Raw genomic sequence first — 14,095 nt, forward strand, 5'->3', positions numbered from 1 at the left:
TGACTCGGGAGCGCCGCTAGGCCGCGCGAACGCCTGCCCGCCACACAGCGAAAGTCAGCGGGATACCGGGACGGTAGGCCAGGTGCGTCGCCGATGGCGCCTTGAGCATGTGCAGGTCGGCACGGTGTCCGACGGCGATCGAACCCACCGCCCGTTCGCCGTCGACGTCGTTGCCCGATTCCCTGCCGAGCGCCAGCGCACCGCCATAGGTGGCCGCCCGCACGGCTTCGTGGACGCTCAGGCGCATCTGCAACACGGCCGTTGTGACGCAGAAGGCGATGGAACTCGTGTAGGAGGTGCCGGGGTTGCAGTTCGCGGCCAAGGCAATCTGCACCCCCGCGTCGATCAACGTGCGGCCCGGGGCGAGCGGCTGGCGGGTGGAAAGATCGCAGGCAGGCAGGCACGTGGCCACCGTGCCGCGTGCACCCGTTCCGGTGGAGGCGTCCCAGCCGCTCCAGGTTCCGGCGAGCGCCTCGATATCGGCCGCCGAAAGGTAATTGACGTGGTCAACGCTGGCCGCACCGAACTCCACGGCCAACTGCACACCAGGTCCTTCACCCAATTGGTTGCCGTGGACACGCAGGCCCAGGCCCGCATCGCGGCACGCGGTCAGGACGCGGCGCGACTGCTCTTCGGTGAAAGCGCCGCGCTCGCAGAAAACGTCGGCCCAACGGACGTACGGGCGGACAGCGTCGAGCATCGGACCGCAGACGAGGTCCGTGTATTCCTCGGCGTCGACTCCGGCCGGAACCAAATGCGCGCCGAGGTAGGTGACTTCATCTACAGTCGCTGCCGCGATGCGTGCACTGCGGGCCTCATTCTCGAGGTCCAGTCCGTAGCCGGTCTTGCTCTCAAGATAGGTAGTACCTTGGGAGACGGCTTCGGCCACGCGCCCGGCAGCGAGCCGGGTCAGCTCCTCGTCGCTCGCGGCGCGCGTGGCGCCCGTGGTGACGGCGATCCCGCCGGCACTGTAGCTCTGGCCCGCCATCCTGGCCTCGAATTCGGCGGTGCGGTCCCCGGCGAAAATCAGGTGCGAGTGCGAGTCCACCCAACCCGGGAGCACCGCGCGGCCTTCTGCGTCCACATGTTCATCAGCCGAGGGAGCCTCCGACGCCGGTCCGATCCAGGAAATCCGCTCACCTTCGATCACCACGGCGGCGTCCTTGAGGACACGATGCTCCGCGTCCTGGGTCATCAGTTCGCCGACGTTGCTGATCAGTGTGCTCGTTTGGCCGCTCATGAACCTATTGTTCAACGGCGGATGGACCAACGCGCGGCGGCAAGCTCCATAGGTGTCCGGGATACCGGACTAAGCCCGGATGCGGAGCCAGGGAACGCCGAACCCAGGATTTCCGCGGCCGCGAGTTCGGCGATGGCGGAAGAGGTTTGGAAACCGTAGCCACCTTGGCCCGCAAGCCAGAAGAAGCCGGGAGCCTCGGCGTCGAAACCCACCACCGGAACGCCGTCGGCAGCTTCAGTGCGCAACCCGGTCCAGGCTTTGGCCACGGAGCGGATGCCCAACGAGGTGATCGTATTCAGCCGGGCGACGAGCTCTTCCACGTCGCTGGGCCGCGGCTGTGCGTCTTCGGGGCCGCTCGGCACCGTCTCCGACGGCGAAATGAGTACCTGATCGCCCTCGCGACGGAAGTAGTAGGTGTCATCCGCGGCGCACACCATGGGACTTCCGAGCGGAAGCGGGCGTTCGACGTCGACGATTGCCGCCGTGCGCCGGAACGGCTGCAAGCCCAGTTTCTCCACCCCGCTGAGCACCGCGAGTTCATCCGCCCAGGCACCTGCTGCGTTGACGACGACGGCGGACTGGAAGCCTTCCAGCCCGGCGCCCAATTGCCAGCCGGAACCGAGGCGTTGGGCCGAATGGACCCGGGCGCCGGTGATGATGTCCACTCCCCCGGCCTCGGCCCGTTGGCGGTGGTCTTCCAAGAGCACGGGCGCATTGCAGGCGAACGACCCGGTATCCAGGCCGGCGGCCGTGAAGGATCCAGGATTCAGTGCCGGGCACAGCTCAAGGGCTTCGGCGTGCGTGATGGGGTGCATGTGCCCGCTTGCTTCTGCCTTGACGGTGGCTTCGTCGCCCACCAACATGAACGAGCGCGGCTCCAGTACCGGCACCGGTAATGCAGCGTCACGGGCTGCCATCAGTTCCAGCGTGCGGACGGTAAGTTCCTGCACGACGGCGGGTCCGTAGCTCGGTATCAACTGCCGGGCCGAGCGGGAGGACGTGTGGTAGGCAAGTGTCTGTTCGGCTTCCACGAGGGCCACCGAGCACTGGCCGGCCAGCGCCGAAGCCAGCGACAACCCGGCGATGCCTCCACCGACAATTACGACATCATAATTTGCAGCCATCCCCCCATCCTGTCAGCGCACAGGCCCAGATGCGAGGGCACTATTCCACCGCGGACGGCTTGATCCCGCTGTAGGGGGTCCACCATGTGAGCGGCTCCGTGACGGTGAAGCGCCGCCCCGAGATCGAATCCGCGGGAACCCGCACGAAATGGTCCTTCTTGCCAGCTTCCCAAGGAAACAGGGGCAACGAGAACGAATTGACCACGTCATCGAGCTGTTTGACGGGCGCCGCTTTGCCGTGGAGCACAACACTCCACGCGACTCCCGTGTTCGCGTCGACACCGTCCACCTCCATGGCCACCGGGAATTCGCCCAGAGCCGCGGCGAGTTTCGCGCCCGCTCCGGTCCTGAAGACAACCGTCCCCTGGTCCACGGTGTAATTGATCGGAAAAATGTCGGGGTGGTCTCCGAGCCACACGGCCAGCCTGCCGACGGACACGCCCCTCAGGAGATTCCAGCATTGCTGCGAATCCAACACCTCGGTTACACGTTGTGCTGCATCTTTGTCCATGCTGCAGATACTAGGCCTCCGATCCCCCTTGGGACAGTGCTCCCGTGAAGGGGACCTAGCGCAAGTACTGGAGCTCCTTGAAATTGTTGATGTAGTCATCCAGGAGGGCTTCTGCCACCCTGACCGAGTCCACGAGCGGGTTCATGGCCATCGCTTTGTACGCGGAGCGCCGGGAACCCGTGAGCGCAGCGTCGATCGTGGCGCGTTCCACTGCCTTGGCGTTGATGACGAGTCCACGCGCGTAGTCCGGGAGAGCCTTGGCCGGGAGCAATCGGACTCCGCCGGCATCAACGAGGCAGGGCGCCTCAATGACGGCGTCGGCGTCGAGCTCAGCCAGGGTGCCCGCATTGGGCACATTCAGGATCAATCGGGCCGTTTCCCCCTGGCTGATGGCACGCATGATCGCCAAGGCCACGGCCTCGTAGCCGCCGGATACCAGGTCCTCGGCGTCCCGCTCGAACGTGCCCGCTGCGTCCCTGTTGCTCTGCATGTACGTCTCTTCGCGATCGAGCTTGGTCTTTTCCCAGAGCCCGAGGGCTGATTTCGACGACGGGACCCCCGGGGCGGGCCCCGCACCGCCGTCGTTCGCTTCCGCTAGCCCGCTGTAGAAGGCCGACTGCTGCCTCGCCAAGTAGGCGCCACGGGTGGTTTCGGTGCGCCGGTCGGCGTCGAGCGCCTCCCGCCTGAAGTAGTAGTAATGCAGATACTCGTTGGGAACCGCGCCCAGGGCTTTGATCCACGAAGCGCCGAACAGCCGGCCCTCTTCAAAGGACTCGATGGCGCCGTCGTCGGCCAGGAGCCGCGGCAGGACATCCTCACCGTCGACCACCAGCCCGCGCAGCCAGCCCAGGTGGTTCAGTCCGATGTAGTCGATTTCCACGGAACCGTCCCGAAAGGCTGCCGCTCCGCGGTGGACTCCGGCTGCGTGCAGGCATCTCCTGGCCAGCCCCACCGGCGAATCGCAGATCCCCACCACCTTCTTGCCAAGGACCCGTGTCATGACTTCGGTGATGACGCCGGCCGGGTTGGTGAAGTTGATGAACCAGGCTTCCGGAGCATGCTCCTTCACCGACGCGGCGATGTCCAGGACCACGGGAATGGTCCTCAGTGCATACGAAATCCCCCCGGCACCGACGGTCTCCTGCCCGATGACCCCGTGCTCCAGGGCGATCCGTTCATCTGCGGCGCGCCCCTCCAGCCCGCCCACCCTGATGGCAGAGAAGATAAAGTCGGTGCCCGGCAACCCCTCTGACAGCTCCGTGAACATCCGCACTGCGGGTGCATCGGGCACCCCCTCGGCCATGTCGGCGAGGACCCTCGCCACGACGCCCAGGCGCACGGGGTCGGCATCGAACAGCCTCAGTTCGGTGACCCGGCCGGGCCCGTGGTCCGACAGCAGTGCTGAATAGACCAGGGGTACCCGGAACCCCCCGCCGCCCAGGATGGTGAGGATCATGGGAACTCAGAGCCCCGCGGCTGCGCGGCTCTTCACGAACGCCTGGACACACGCCTCTACATCGTCGGCGCTGTGTGCCGCCGAGAGCTGCACGCGGATCCGGGCAGCCCCCTTGGGTACTACGGGGTAGCTGAACGCCGTGACGAACACTCCGTGGTGGAGCATCTCGTCGGCAACCTTCGCGGCCGCCACGGCGTCGCCGAACATCACCGGAATGATAGCGTGCTCGCCGTCGAGCAGCTCGAAGCCTTCCTCGCTCATGCGGCGGCGGAACAAGGCAGCATTCTCGAAGAGCCTGGAGCGGAGCTCGCCCGAACCCTGGACCAGCTCAATGGCCTTGATGGTGGCTGCAACGATTGCCGGAGCCAAGGAGTTGGAGAACAGGTACGGGCGGGCCTTCTGGCGCAGCATGGCGATGATTTCGCTGCGGCCGGAGACGTAGCCGCCGGAGGCGCCTCCCAGGGCCTTGCCGAACGTGCCGGTGTAGATGTCGATCCTGTTGGAAACACCCGCGTGTTCCGGGGTTCCGGCACCGGTGGCTCCCATGAAGCCGACGGCGTGGGAATCGTCCACCATGACCAGCGCGTCGTGCTTTTCCGCGAGATCGCAGATGGCCTCGAGCGGAGCGAGGTAGCCGTCCATGGAGAAGACGCCGTCGGTCACAATGATCTTGCGCCGGGCCGGCGCCTCGCCGGTTGACGCCTCGATCAGCTTGGTTTCGAGGTCAGCCATGTCCTGGTTGGCGTAGCGGAAGCGCTTGGCCTTGCTGAGCCGGATGCCGTCGATGATGGAGGCGTGGTTGAGGGAATCGGAGATGATGGCGTCCTCGGCCCCGAACAGGGACTCGAAGACGCCTCCGTTGGCATCGAAGCAGCTGGAGAACAGGATGGTGTCTTCGGTTCCGAGGAACTGTGAGACCCGGGCCTCGAGCTCAAGGTGCAGGTCCTGGGTGCCGCAGATGAATCGGACGGATGCCATGCCGAAGCCGCGCTCGTCCATGGCGGACTTGGCTGCCGCGATGATGTCCGGGTGGTCTGCGAGGCCCAGGTAGTTGTTGGCGCAGAAATTCAGGACGGTGTTCGCCGGCTGGCCGAGCTGGCCCGCCGAGATGTGGCTGGCCTGCGGCGAGTCAATGTGGCGTTCGGTCTTGAAGAGGCCCGCAGTGCGGATCTCTTCAAGTTCGCCCTGCAGCTGGTCCTTGATGCTTGAGTACATGGTGGCTCCTGGTACTGGGGTCTTGGGTACTGGGGTCTTGGCGAGGACTCTACGGCGACTAGATTTCGGTCCAGTCGAGGACAACCTTGCCGCCCGTGCCGGCGCGGGCGATTTCGAAGCCCTTTTCCCAGTCGGTGGCGGACAGCTTGTCCGTGACGACGGCGGATATGTGGCTGTGAAGTACGGGGTTGGAGGACAGCATGGCGCTCATCGCGTACCAGGTTTCGTACATTTCGCGGCCGTAGATGCCCTTGAGGGTCAGCATGTGGGTGACCACTTTGCCCCAGTCAATGTCGATGGACTGGCTGGGCAAGCCAAGCATGGCGATGCGTCCGCCGTGGTTCATGTTGTCGATCATCTCAGGCAGGGCCGTGGGATGCCCGGACATTTCCAGGCCAATGTCGAATCCTTCGCGCATGCCGAGCTCGAGCTGGGCATCCTTGACGCGCATCTTCGACACGTCGACGGCGAGGTCCACGCCCATCTTCCGGGCGAGTTCGAGGCGGGGAGCGGAGACGTCCGTGATGGCAATCTTGCGGGCACCGGCGTGGCGCGCGACGGCGATTGCCATGAGTCCGATGGGCCCGGCACCGGTGATGAGTACGTCCTCGCCGACCAAGGGGAAGCTCAGTGCGGTGTGGACGGCGTTGCCGAAGGGGTCGAAGATTGCGCCGAGCTCGGGAGTGATGGAGGGATCCTGGTGGACCCAGACGTTTGTCTCCGGGATGACGACGTATTCGGCAAAAGCACCGTCGCGCTGCACGCCCACCGACACCGTGTGGATGCACATCTGCCGGCGGCCTGCACGGCAATTTCGGCAGATGCCGCAGACCACGTGGCCTTCCCCGGAGACACGGTCGCCGACCTTGACGTCGCGGACGTCCTCGCCCACGGAGACCACTTCGCCGTAGAACTCGTGTCCCGCGATCAACGGAGTCTCGATGATGCCCTGCGCCCAAGCGTCCCAGGACTGGATGTGCAGGTCCGTTCCGCAGATGCCGGTGGTCATGACGCGGATCTTGACATCGCTGGGACCTGCCTCCGGCTCGGGGCGTTCGACGAGTTCAAAACCGGCGTGGGGACCGGACTTGTAGAGAGCCTTCATGGGTCTTCCTAACTCAAGGGACTGGGCCGTTTGTGTGCCGTTTCACTTCATTGAAGCCCCACGGACGGTTTAGCACAACTAGGTTTTTCTCAATCAACGATTTAGCATTTGCTAAATGGAAGTTCATCAGCTCCAAATGCTCAGGGAACTAGGAGATCTCGGCAGTGTCAAGGCCGTGGCCGAGACGCTCATGGTCACCCCGTCGGCTGTCTCCCAACAGCTCGCACTCCTGCAGAAGTCGGTGGACGTGCCGCTGACCCGCAAGGAAGGCCGCGCCCTGGTGCTCACGGACGCGGGCCGGGTCCTCGCCGACGCCGGAGCCGCCGTCGTGAGCGCCATGGCCGACGCCCGGGCAGCCATCGGCGCGTACCACGACTCACCGGGCTCCACCGTGACCGTGAGCGCCTTCCACAGTGCAGGCCAGGCTTTGTTCGCTCCGCTCGCGGCATTGCTGACCACCGCGCGCAACGCGGGTCCGGAAGGCAGCGTTCCGCGCGTGAAACTCGCCGACGAAGACGTAGCGCAGGAGGATTTTCCTGGCCTCGCCGCGCGCTATGACCTCGTGCTGGCGCACCGGATGGAGCACAGCCCCGGGTGGCCCACCGACAAAGTAGCCGTGATTCCGCTCGCCGACGAACCGCTCGACGTCGCGTTGCCTGCCGGGCACCCGCTCGCGGCGCGCCGCGAACTCAGGCCGGCCGACGTCGTCGGGCAGCCCTGGGTGACCAGCCGCGCCGGCTACTCCCCCGCGGACGTGCTGGCCGCCGTCGTCGCCGTCAGTGGGCGTCCGGCGGATGTCCTGCACCGCATCAACGACTACTCCACCGTGGCCTCGCTCGTGGCCGATGGTGGCGCGATAGGTCTGCTCCCGCGGTTCACGGCCCAGCGGGTACTCGACGCGGGCGTAGTGCTGCGTCCGCTCGCGGGGGTGAATTCCGTGCGCAAGATCGACATCCTGGCGAGGCCGGAAACCCTGAAACGGAAATCGGTCATGACGGTCTGCGAAGCACTGCAGACCGTCATGACCGAACTCGCCGGCGGCATCCAGCCCAACTGACTCACATTTGATGTCGTTATGAGGCTCCAAAACGACAACAAATGCGAGCTACTTGGGGGCGCGGGCGCTAGAGTTCCCGGACCCGGGCCGGCTGGCCTGCATTGAAATACTCCACGAGCTCTTCGGGCAAGGCCGGAATTTCGCGGGCGCAACCGTCGCCGCGAAGGGACTCGGTGGCGAGCACTCCCGCAGCCACGGCCTCGCGGGCCGCGATCGGCGAAGTCGCAGTGGCGCCCCCGTTCCTGGCGAAGCGCAGGAACTCAGCTATGAGCAAGGGGTCCGCACCCCCGTGGCCGCCTTCTCCGTCACTGACCAAGACCTTCTGGTCGGGCTCGGCGAAACCGGAGGTGGTCCTGGTGGTCCACACGTAGATCTGGTCGCCGGCCCGGTCTCCGAAGTTCTCGATCCTGCCCTTGGTGCCGATCACCGTGTAGTTCCGCCAATAGTCCGGGGTGAAATGGCACTGCTGGTACGAGGCGAGCACGCCGTTGTCCAGGACCATGTTCATCATCGAGATGTCCTCGACGTCGATCGTCTCGGCGAGGTCCGTCTGTTCGGTGGGGGGCCAATTGTCCACGGAGAACCAATCTCCCATCCGGCGCCCCGTGTTGTCGCGCCGGGAAGCGACATCCCCGTAGACGGCCAGGTCGCCGACCGCCTGCACCTTGGTGCTGTATCCCCCGGCGAGCCAGTGGATGACGTCGATATCGTGCGCGCCCTTTTGCAGCAGCAGCCCCGTGGTGTTGGCGCGCTGGGCGTGCCAATCCTTGAAATAGTAGTCCCCGCCGTTCCCCACGAAGTGCCGGCACCAGATTGCCTTGACATCACCGATGGTCCCGGCCTGGATGATTTCGCGCATCTGCACCACCACCGGCATATGCCGCATGTTGTGGCCCACGTAGAGGCGCGTTCCGGTGTCGAAGGCCGTCTGCAGGATGTGGTCGGCTGCTTCCAGCGTGACGTCAAGCGGTTTCTCGCAGAAGGTCGGGATGCCCGTTGTGAGCGTCCGGACGGCGACGGCGGCGTGCTGGTTGTCCGGAGTCAGGACCAGGACCGCGTCCAGGCCAGAGGCCAACAGGACGTCCAGATCGTCGGTGATCACCGCGGTCGGGATCTTCTCGGCCGCATCCGCCCGGCCCCGCTCGCCCAGATCGCACACGACGGTGACTTCCGAACCGTGGCCGGGCTTGTGCGCGTGGCGCCACAGTGACGACCGCAAGCCGAATCCGACGATGCCTACTTTGAGGTCCATAAGTACTTTCCTAACTAGATCAGTTGATGCGCCGGCGTGTTTGACCCACGCGCTGCGCGATTCCTTGGTTGACCAGCTCGCGAACCCTCCGATAATGAAGGGGGTCGTAGCTGAAGCTGTCCATGGCGAGGCTCCCGCCCGCGCCGTCCGTATCGATGAGGGCGAGCACTTCCTCGCGACCGGCCAGCTTGGCCAGGAGCGAGAGTGCCCGGTGGTCCCACATGGCCTGCGCGAACACCTTGTAACGGATCGATTCCCACGGCACCCCGTCCGGTCCGGGATAGACCATGAAGGCGTCGCCGCCCGGAAAAGCTCCTCCGGCACAGGTGTCCTTGAACGGGTCGACGGGCGCCAGCGAGTGGGCTGTGTTGTAGAAGTTGAATCCCCAATGCAGGAAGCCCGCACATGCCAAGGCGAAGAGCTGGTGGCCCAACACCCTGTTTCGCACTGAAGGCATGGAAATGAACCGGTTGGCAACGCCGGTGTCCTGCGCGACGCAGTAATAGACCCACAAGTCCTTCACACCGGCCGCCAGGAACGGTGCCACGGCATCGCTTGCCACCACGGGATTCGGTACTGCCCCGCTGCTGTAGAACTCAAAGTCGCTCAGGGCGTCAACCACCGTCATCCCGTCCAGGAGATCCGCGACGACGTCCTTTGCCTGCTGGTACCCCACCAGGGCTTCGGCCCCCTCCGGTTCATCGGAAATGTGGAAAATGACCCGGTCAAGGGACCAATGCTCTGCCAGGAATGAACGCAGGGCCGGCAGTAGCCCGGCCATCAACTCCCGGTAAGACGGCGACGTCGACGGCACGTCCCAGCCAAAGCGTCGCTCCAGGCCTAGCGTGGTCTCGACGTAGATCGCCGGCGTCGCCTTGGCTCCCCATTGCGTAAACAGGTGGGCGATTTCCAAGTACTGGATGCCATGTTTGGCACAAAGGGCCACCCAGCGCAGCAGCTTGCTGAAATCAAAGTGGTAGCCGGAATCTTGGCGGATCCCGATCAGCTGGGTGGGCAGCCGCGTTCCCCCGACAGCCGTGTCCAGCGGAGGAGTCCACGTGGGTGTCAGCAGCGAGTTCGCGCCCATCCTTGCCGCAGACCCCATGAAGGCATCGATGATCGACCAATGCTCCTCGCTGAACACGCCGACGCCGTAATGGCTCGCCAAGCCGTCGCAGTGGAACCAGTGGGCGTTCACGATCTCCAGTTCCGGGGCCGGAGCCGCCAGGACCGTGACGTCGATGCTGGTGCTGAAGAGCGTGTTGCCTTCCACGTCCCGCACCGAGATACCGAGCTCGTGATCGCCGGCGTTCTCGGCGGATGGCACCAGGAGGTCGATCCATGCAGCGGTCCATTGCCCGTAGAGGGGCTTGATCAGCCTATCCGGGGCGGGGCGCAGAAGGTCGGGGTACAAACCGGGAGCGTCCCGGTCATAGCCGCCATCATGCTGCGGGAATGCCGCCAAGGAACATGGCACCAGCTCGACCTGCGAAATGGAGGCAAACACTGCCGCCGGACCATCGACTGCAACTTCCAACGCCCCCGCCAGCCGAAAGTCGTGCTTCATGGGCGGCCTGAGGGCCACCTGGACCGAGGCGGTCTCGCCGGGGAAAACGGACATCGGAATGGTCCTGTCGAACGGCCGTGGTGGAGCGTCCGGGTAGACCTTTTCCAAGGAGTCCACCAGCACGAACGACCAGCCGTCCGCCGGGGCCGGGTTCTGTCCCGTCAAGGCTGCGATCCTTTCCTGTGTGGGTCTCTTCGTGAGCTCTACTTGAGCTCTACTTGAGTCCGGAGCGGCCGATTCCTGCCATGACACGCTTCTGCATGAGCAGGAACATGATCAGGATCGGCGCCATGGCCATCAGCGATGCCGCCATGAGTATCGGGTAATTGTTGGCGTGCTCACCTTGGAGATTCGAAAGCCCGACACTCAACGGTGCGGCGTTCGCCGTCGACGTCACAACCAAGGGCCACAGGAGGTCATTCCAGGACCACAGCACGGTAATGATGACCAGTGCCCACAGGCCGTTTGCCGCGAGGGGCAGCATGACCCGGAAGAAGATCTGGAACGGATTGGCACCGTCTAGCCGTGCCGCGTCTTCGAGTTCGTCCGGGAGCCCCATGAAGAACTGGCGCATCAGGAACAGGCCGAAGGCGCTGAAGATACCCGGAGCGACGATGCCGGCAATGCTGTTCAGCCAACCCAGGTTCTGGATGATCTGGTACTGCGGGATCAGGAACAATTGCGACGGCACCATGATGATCGACAAGACAATGGCCAGAATCGGCCCTTTGAACCGGAACTGCATCCGCGCGAAGGCGTAGCCCGCCATCGAGCAGAGGAGCACCTGGCCGATCACCCTGACGACAGTGATTGCTACCGTCACCCAGAGCTGTGAACCGAAATTCATGGAGGTAAAGACGTCCGCGAAATTATGCCATTGGACAACGCTGGGCCACAGGGTGGGCGGCGTGCTTTGGACTTCGGCGTTCGTCGAAAGCGACATGACGATCTGGTATAGGAGTGGTGAGATCATGGCCAACCCGCCGATGGCCAGTACACAGTGTGCCAGGACGTTCGAGCCCTGCTTGCCGCCTTTGGCGCCGTGGCGTTTGGCGCCTTTGACGCCATGGCCCTTGGCGCCGCGGTCCTTGGCGCCGCGGCTTGCGGGTCCCGAGGGTTTGCCTCCAGCTTGAGATGGCCTCGTGGCAGCCGCCCCGCGCCGTCGCGATTCGACGCCGCTCTTTGTTGAAAACATCGATTCAGACATAGTTGACCCACCTCTTCTGGATACGGAATTGGAAAGCAGTCAGAAGAGCGATGATGACCAGGATCAGGATGCCGATGGCTGCCGCATAGCCCTTGTCGTTCTGAAGGAAGGCCTGGTTGTAGAAGATGTACACGAGGCTTTGCGTCTGCGGCATCGCCAGGTTGGCTTTCCCCATCATCACGTACAGCAGATCGAACAGCTGGAAGCCGCTGATCACGGTGACGATCGTGACGAAGAAGATGCTGGGCGTCAACAACGGAACGGTAATGCTGAAGAATTGGCGGACCCGGCTGGCCCCGTCCATTTCCGCGGCCTCGAAGAGCTCACGCGGGATCTCCCGCAGTCCCGCGCTGATGATGATGAGGTTGAATCCCAGCGACATCCAAAGCCCTACGGTAGCCACGGCGAGCAGTGCAAACCCCGGCGTGGACGTCCAGTAGGGGCCCTGGATCCCGAACAAGCCCAAGAACCAGTTGATGGGTCCGAAGTCACCGTTGTAGATCAACCTCCAGACAATCCCGACGGCGGCCGGCATCGTGATGTAGGGAATGAAGTACAGCGTCCGGTACAGGGCTGCGAAGCGCAGGCCGGGACGCTCGATCAAGGACGCAAGGACGACCGCGATGGGAATCCCCAACAGCACGACGACCGTGTAGATCAGCGTATTGAGGATCGACTGCGGAATAGTGGAATCCGCGAACATCCGCGCATAGTTGTCCAGGCCGATGAACTTTGTTCCGCCGAACACTCCCCACTTGGTGAAGCTGTAGTAGAACGTCTGGACGATCGGCCAAAGGTAGAACACACCGATGCCCGCAACAGTAGGCACCACGAACAACCACGGCCACCAGCCATCCGACTTCGATTTTCCTTCGCGGCGATCCCCCGTTGTTTGGGCGGTCCGGCCGCTTTTGGAGGCCGGCGTCAGGGTCTGGGCTTTCATGATTCTTTGGCCAGCGCGGCATTCATCTGGCTGGCGAGGTCCTTGGCGACGTCGGCAACCGGCTTGGTCCCGGCGAACGCCTGCGGCAGCAAGGTGTTCTCGAGCTCGTTCCAGGCGGCCGTGTTTGCCGACGCAGGGTAGGGCGAGGCATCCTTGGCCAGATCAAGGAAGACGTTGAGGTCAACAGAGGGAACAGACTTGACCCAGGCATCCTGCGTGCCGTTGAAGGCCGGGATGACGGTTCCCGTTTCTGCCTGGATCTTGGCAGCATCCCGGGTTCCCAGGAAGGCCACGAACGCCTGCGCAGCGGCCGGGTTCTTCGCATTGGCGGGAATCACGTTGGCAAGTCCGTGGATCACGCTCTGGTTGCTCTTCGGCCCCTTCGGGAGGCTGGCAATGCCCAGATCGTCGCCAAGGGCTTTCTGGGCCGGCCCGACGGTCCAGGAGCCGTCCATGGTCATAGCCAATTTCCTGGACGTGAACATGTCGCTCGACGCGGTATCCGTCAATTGCTGCATCGAGGGAGATACGCCGGATTCGATCAGGTCGCGCCAGAACTGGAGGCCGGCGATTGAGCCGGCGGAGTCGTATCCGGATTTCTTGCCATCAGTCGAGATGATGGTCCCGCCGGCCTCGATCATGGTGTTGTAGTAGCTGGTCTGGCCACCTGTGAGGTCACCGGCATACCCGTAGATACCTTTGCCCTGATAGAACTTGGACAGCTTGGCGCCAGCGGATTTCACGTCGTCCCACGTCCAGTTGGATGTCGGCTCGGACACCCCGGCTTCCTTGAAGAGGGCCTTGTTGTAGAAGAGCGCGCTCGTATCGAAGTCCTTGGGGACCCCATAGAACGCCCCGTTGACGGTGTACAGATCGACCAACGCCCTGGGGTAATTGGCCGTATCCACCGCTTTGCCGGACACCAGGCCGTCCAAGGGCATCAGCTGGTTGTTTTGCGCGTAAAGCTTGATGTGCGGGCCATTCATCCAGAAAACGTCCGGCAGGGTGTTGCTGCTTGCCTGGGTTTGGATCTTCGTCCAGTAGGCCGAACCCTTCGACGGCGTGACGTCGATGGTGACCTTGATGTTCGGGTATTGCTTGTTGAATTCGGTCACGATCTTCTGCATCGCGGGCTTTTGCGCCGCGTCCCAGATGGCGTAACTCAGCTCGGCGCTCAGGTCCTTGGCGGGAGCAGCGTAGGCGGCCTTGGCTGCGCTACCCCCGGCGGCACTGTTCCCGCCGCACGCCGCGAGCGAAACGACGGCGGCACCGGCAGCCGCAAAGGAAAGGAATGACCTGCGGGTCACGTTGTGGTTCATAAGAATTCTCCGATGTCTTGGTCAGAAGACCGACGGTCCTTCGGGGGCGGGCCCGCATTCGGCGAACAGCCAACCCAACTGGTGTTGTGCAGTTGATCA

The 14,095-nt window shown here is 64.0% G+C and carries 12 protein-coding genes; 1 reads left to right on the forward strand and 11 read right to left on the reverse strand.

Annotated features, from left to right (window positions below):
• Positions 1-16: 16 nt before the first annotated feature.
• Genes hutI through tdh form a run of 6 tightly spaced genes read right to left on the reverse strand, consistent with a single transcriptional unit; the run spans position 17 to position 6,651 of the window.
• On the reverse strand, positions 17-1,240 hold the full coding sequence (gene hutI / locus AB4Z38_RS14005; RefSeq protein WP_441430277.1) for an imidazolonepropionase: 1,224 nt from the start codon (positions 1,238-1,240) through the stop codon (positions 17-19).
• An 11-nt stretch (positions 1,241-1,251) separates the two neighbouring features.
• Positions 1,252-2,364, reverse strand: coding sequence for an NAD(P)/FAD-dependent oxidoreductase (locus tag AB4Z38_RS14010; protein ID WP_441430278.1), 1,113 nt, complete (start codon positions 2,362-2,364; stop codon positions 1,252-1,254).
• Between the two features lie 40 nt (positions 2,365-2,404).
• Positions 2,405-2,875, reverse strand: a complete 471-nt coding sequence (locus tag AB4Z38_RS14015; protein ID WP_441430279.1) for a pyridoxamine 5'-phosphate oxidase family protein — start codon at positions 2,873-2,875, stop codon at positions 2,405-2,407.
• Positions 2,876-2,930: 55 nt separating this feature from the next.
• Positions 2,931-4,331: a 6-phospho-beta-glucosidase gene (locus tag AB4Z38_RS14020; RefSeq protein ID WP_441430280.1), complete on the reverse strand. Its 1,401-nt coding sequence runs from the start codon at positions 4,329-4,331 to the stop codon at positions 2,931-2,933.
• A 6-nt stretch (positions 4,332-4,337) separates the two neighbouring features.
• Complete coding sequence (locus AB4Z38_RS14025; protein WP_441430281.1) at positions 4,338-5,546, reverse strand: glycine C-acetyltransferase; 1,209 nt, start codon at positions 5,544-5,546, stop codon at positions 4,338-4,340.
• Positions 5,547-5,604: 58 nt separating this feature from the next.
• Positions 5,605-6,651: an L-threonine 3-dehydrogenase gene (gene tdh, locus AB4Z38_RS14030; RefSeq protein ID WP_441430282.1), complete on the reverse strand. Its 1,047-nt coding sequence runs from the start codon at positions 6,649-6,651 to the stop codon at positions 5,605-5,607.
• Between the two features lie 115 nt (positions 6,652-6,766).
• Here tdh and AB4Z38_RS14035 point away from each other — a divergent pair, with 115 nt between their 5' ends.
• On the forward strand, positions 6,767-7,708 hold the full coding sequence (locus tag AB4Z38_RS14035) for a LysR family transcriptional regulator (protein ID WP_441430283.1): 942 nt from the start codon (positions 6,767-6,769) through the stop codon (positions 7,706-7,708).
• Between the two features lie 67 nt (positions 7,709-7,775).
• Here the strand turns inward: AB4Z38_RS14035 and AB4Z38_RS14040 are convergent, their stop codons facing one another.
• Genes AB4Z38_RS14040 through AB4Z38_RS14060 form a run of 5 tightly spaced genes read right to left on the reverse strand, consistent with a single transcriptional unit; the run spans position 7,776 to position 13,996 of the window.
• Positions 7,776-8,960: a Gfo/Idh/MocA family protein gene (locus AB4Z38_RS14040; protein ID WP_441430284.1), complete on the reverse strand. Its 1,185-nt coding sequence runs from the start codon at positions 8,958-8,960 to the stop codon at positions 7,776-7,778.
• Positions 8,961-8,979: 19 nt separating this feature from the next.
• The gene (locus tag AB4Z38_RS14045; protein ID WP_441430285.1) at positions 8,980-10,692 is read right to left on the reverse strand and encodes a glycoside hydrolase domain-containing protein; all 1,713 of its coding nucleotides are present in this window, start codon (positions 10,690-10,692) and stop codon (positions 8,980-8,982) included.
• A gap of 49 nt (positions 10,693-10,741) precedes the next feature.
• Positions 10,742-11,734 carry a carbohydrate ABC transporter permease gene (locus tag AB4Z38_RS14050; protein WP_441430286.1) on the reverse strand — a complete coding sequence of 331 codons (993 nt, stop codon included), beginning with the start codon at positions 11,732-11,734 and terminating at the stop codon, positions 10,742-10,744.
• The gene (locus AB4Z38_RS14055) at positions 11,727-12,677 is read right to left on the reverse strand and encodes a carbohydrate ABC transporter permease (RefSeq protein WP_441430287.1); all 951 of its coding nucleotides are present in this window, start codon (positions 12,675-12,677) and stop codon (positions 11,727-11,729) included. Before AB4Z38_RS14055 ends, AB4Z38_RS14050 begins: the two co-directional genes overlap by 8 nt.
• Positions 12,674-13,996, reverse strand: coding sequence for an extracellular solute-binding protein (locus AB4Z38_RS14060; RefSeq protein ID WP_441430288.1), 1,323 nt, complete (start codon positions 13,994-13,996; stop codon positions 12,674-12,676). Before AB4Z38_RS14060 ends, AB4Z38_RS14055 begins: the two co-directional genes overlap by 4 nt.
• Between the last annotated feature and the right edge of the window lie 99 nt (positions 13,997-14,095).

Source organism: Arthrobacter sp. 2RAF6 (genome assembly GCF_052115205.1).
Classification (GTDB): domain Bacteria; phylum Actinomycetota; class Actinomycetes; order Actinomycetales; family Micrococcaceae; genus Arthrobacter.

Bases quoted from the DNA above. Each gene is read 5' to 3' on its own strand.
- AB4Z38_RS14015 (WP_441430279.1), bottom strand. From the start codon at position 2,875: ATGGACAAAGATGCAGCACAACGTGTAACCGAGGTGTTGGATTCGCAG.
- AB4Z38_RS14060 (WP_441430288.1), bottom strand. From the start codon at position 13,996: ATGAACCACAACGTGACCCGCAGGTCATTCCTTTCCTTTGCGGCTGCC.
- tdh (WP_441430282.1), bottom strand. From the start codon at position 6,651: ATGAAGGCTCTCTACAAGTCCGGTCCCCACGCCGGTTTTGAACTCGTC.
- AB4Z38_RS14020 (WP_441430280.1), bottom strand. From the start codon at position 4,331: ATGATCCTCACCATCCTGGGCGGCGGGGGGTTCCGGGTACCCCTGGTC.
- AB4Z38_RS14055 (WP_441430287.1), bottom strand. From the start codon at position 12,677: ATGAAAGCCCAGACCCTGACGCCGGCCTCCAAAAGCGGCCGGACCGCC.
- hutI (WP_441430277.1), bottom strand. From the start codon at position 1,240: ATGAGCGGCCAAACGAGCACACTGATCAGCAACGTCGGCGAACTGATG.
- AB4Z38_RS14010 (WP_441430278.1), bottom strand. From the start codon at position 2,364: ATGGCTGCAAATTATGATGTCGTAATTGTCGGTGGAGGCATCGCCGGG.
- AB4Z38_RS14050 (WP_441430286.1), bottom strand. From the start codon at position 11,734: ATGTCTGAATCGATGTTTTCAACAAAGAGCGGCGTCGAATCGCGACGG.
- AB4Z38_RS14025 (WP_441430281.1), bottom strand. From the start codon at position 5,546: ATGTACTCAAGCATCAAGGACCAGCTGCAGGGCGAACTTGAAGAGATC.
- AB4Z38_RS14035 (WP_441430283.1), top strand. From the start codon at position 6,767: ATGGAAGTTCATCAGCTCCAAATGCTCAGGGAACTAGGAGATCTCGGC.
- AB4Z38_RS14040 (WP_441430284.1), bottom strand. From the start codon at position 8,960: ATGGACCTCAAAGTAGGCATCGTCGGATTCGGCTTGCGGTCGTCACTG.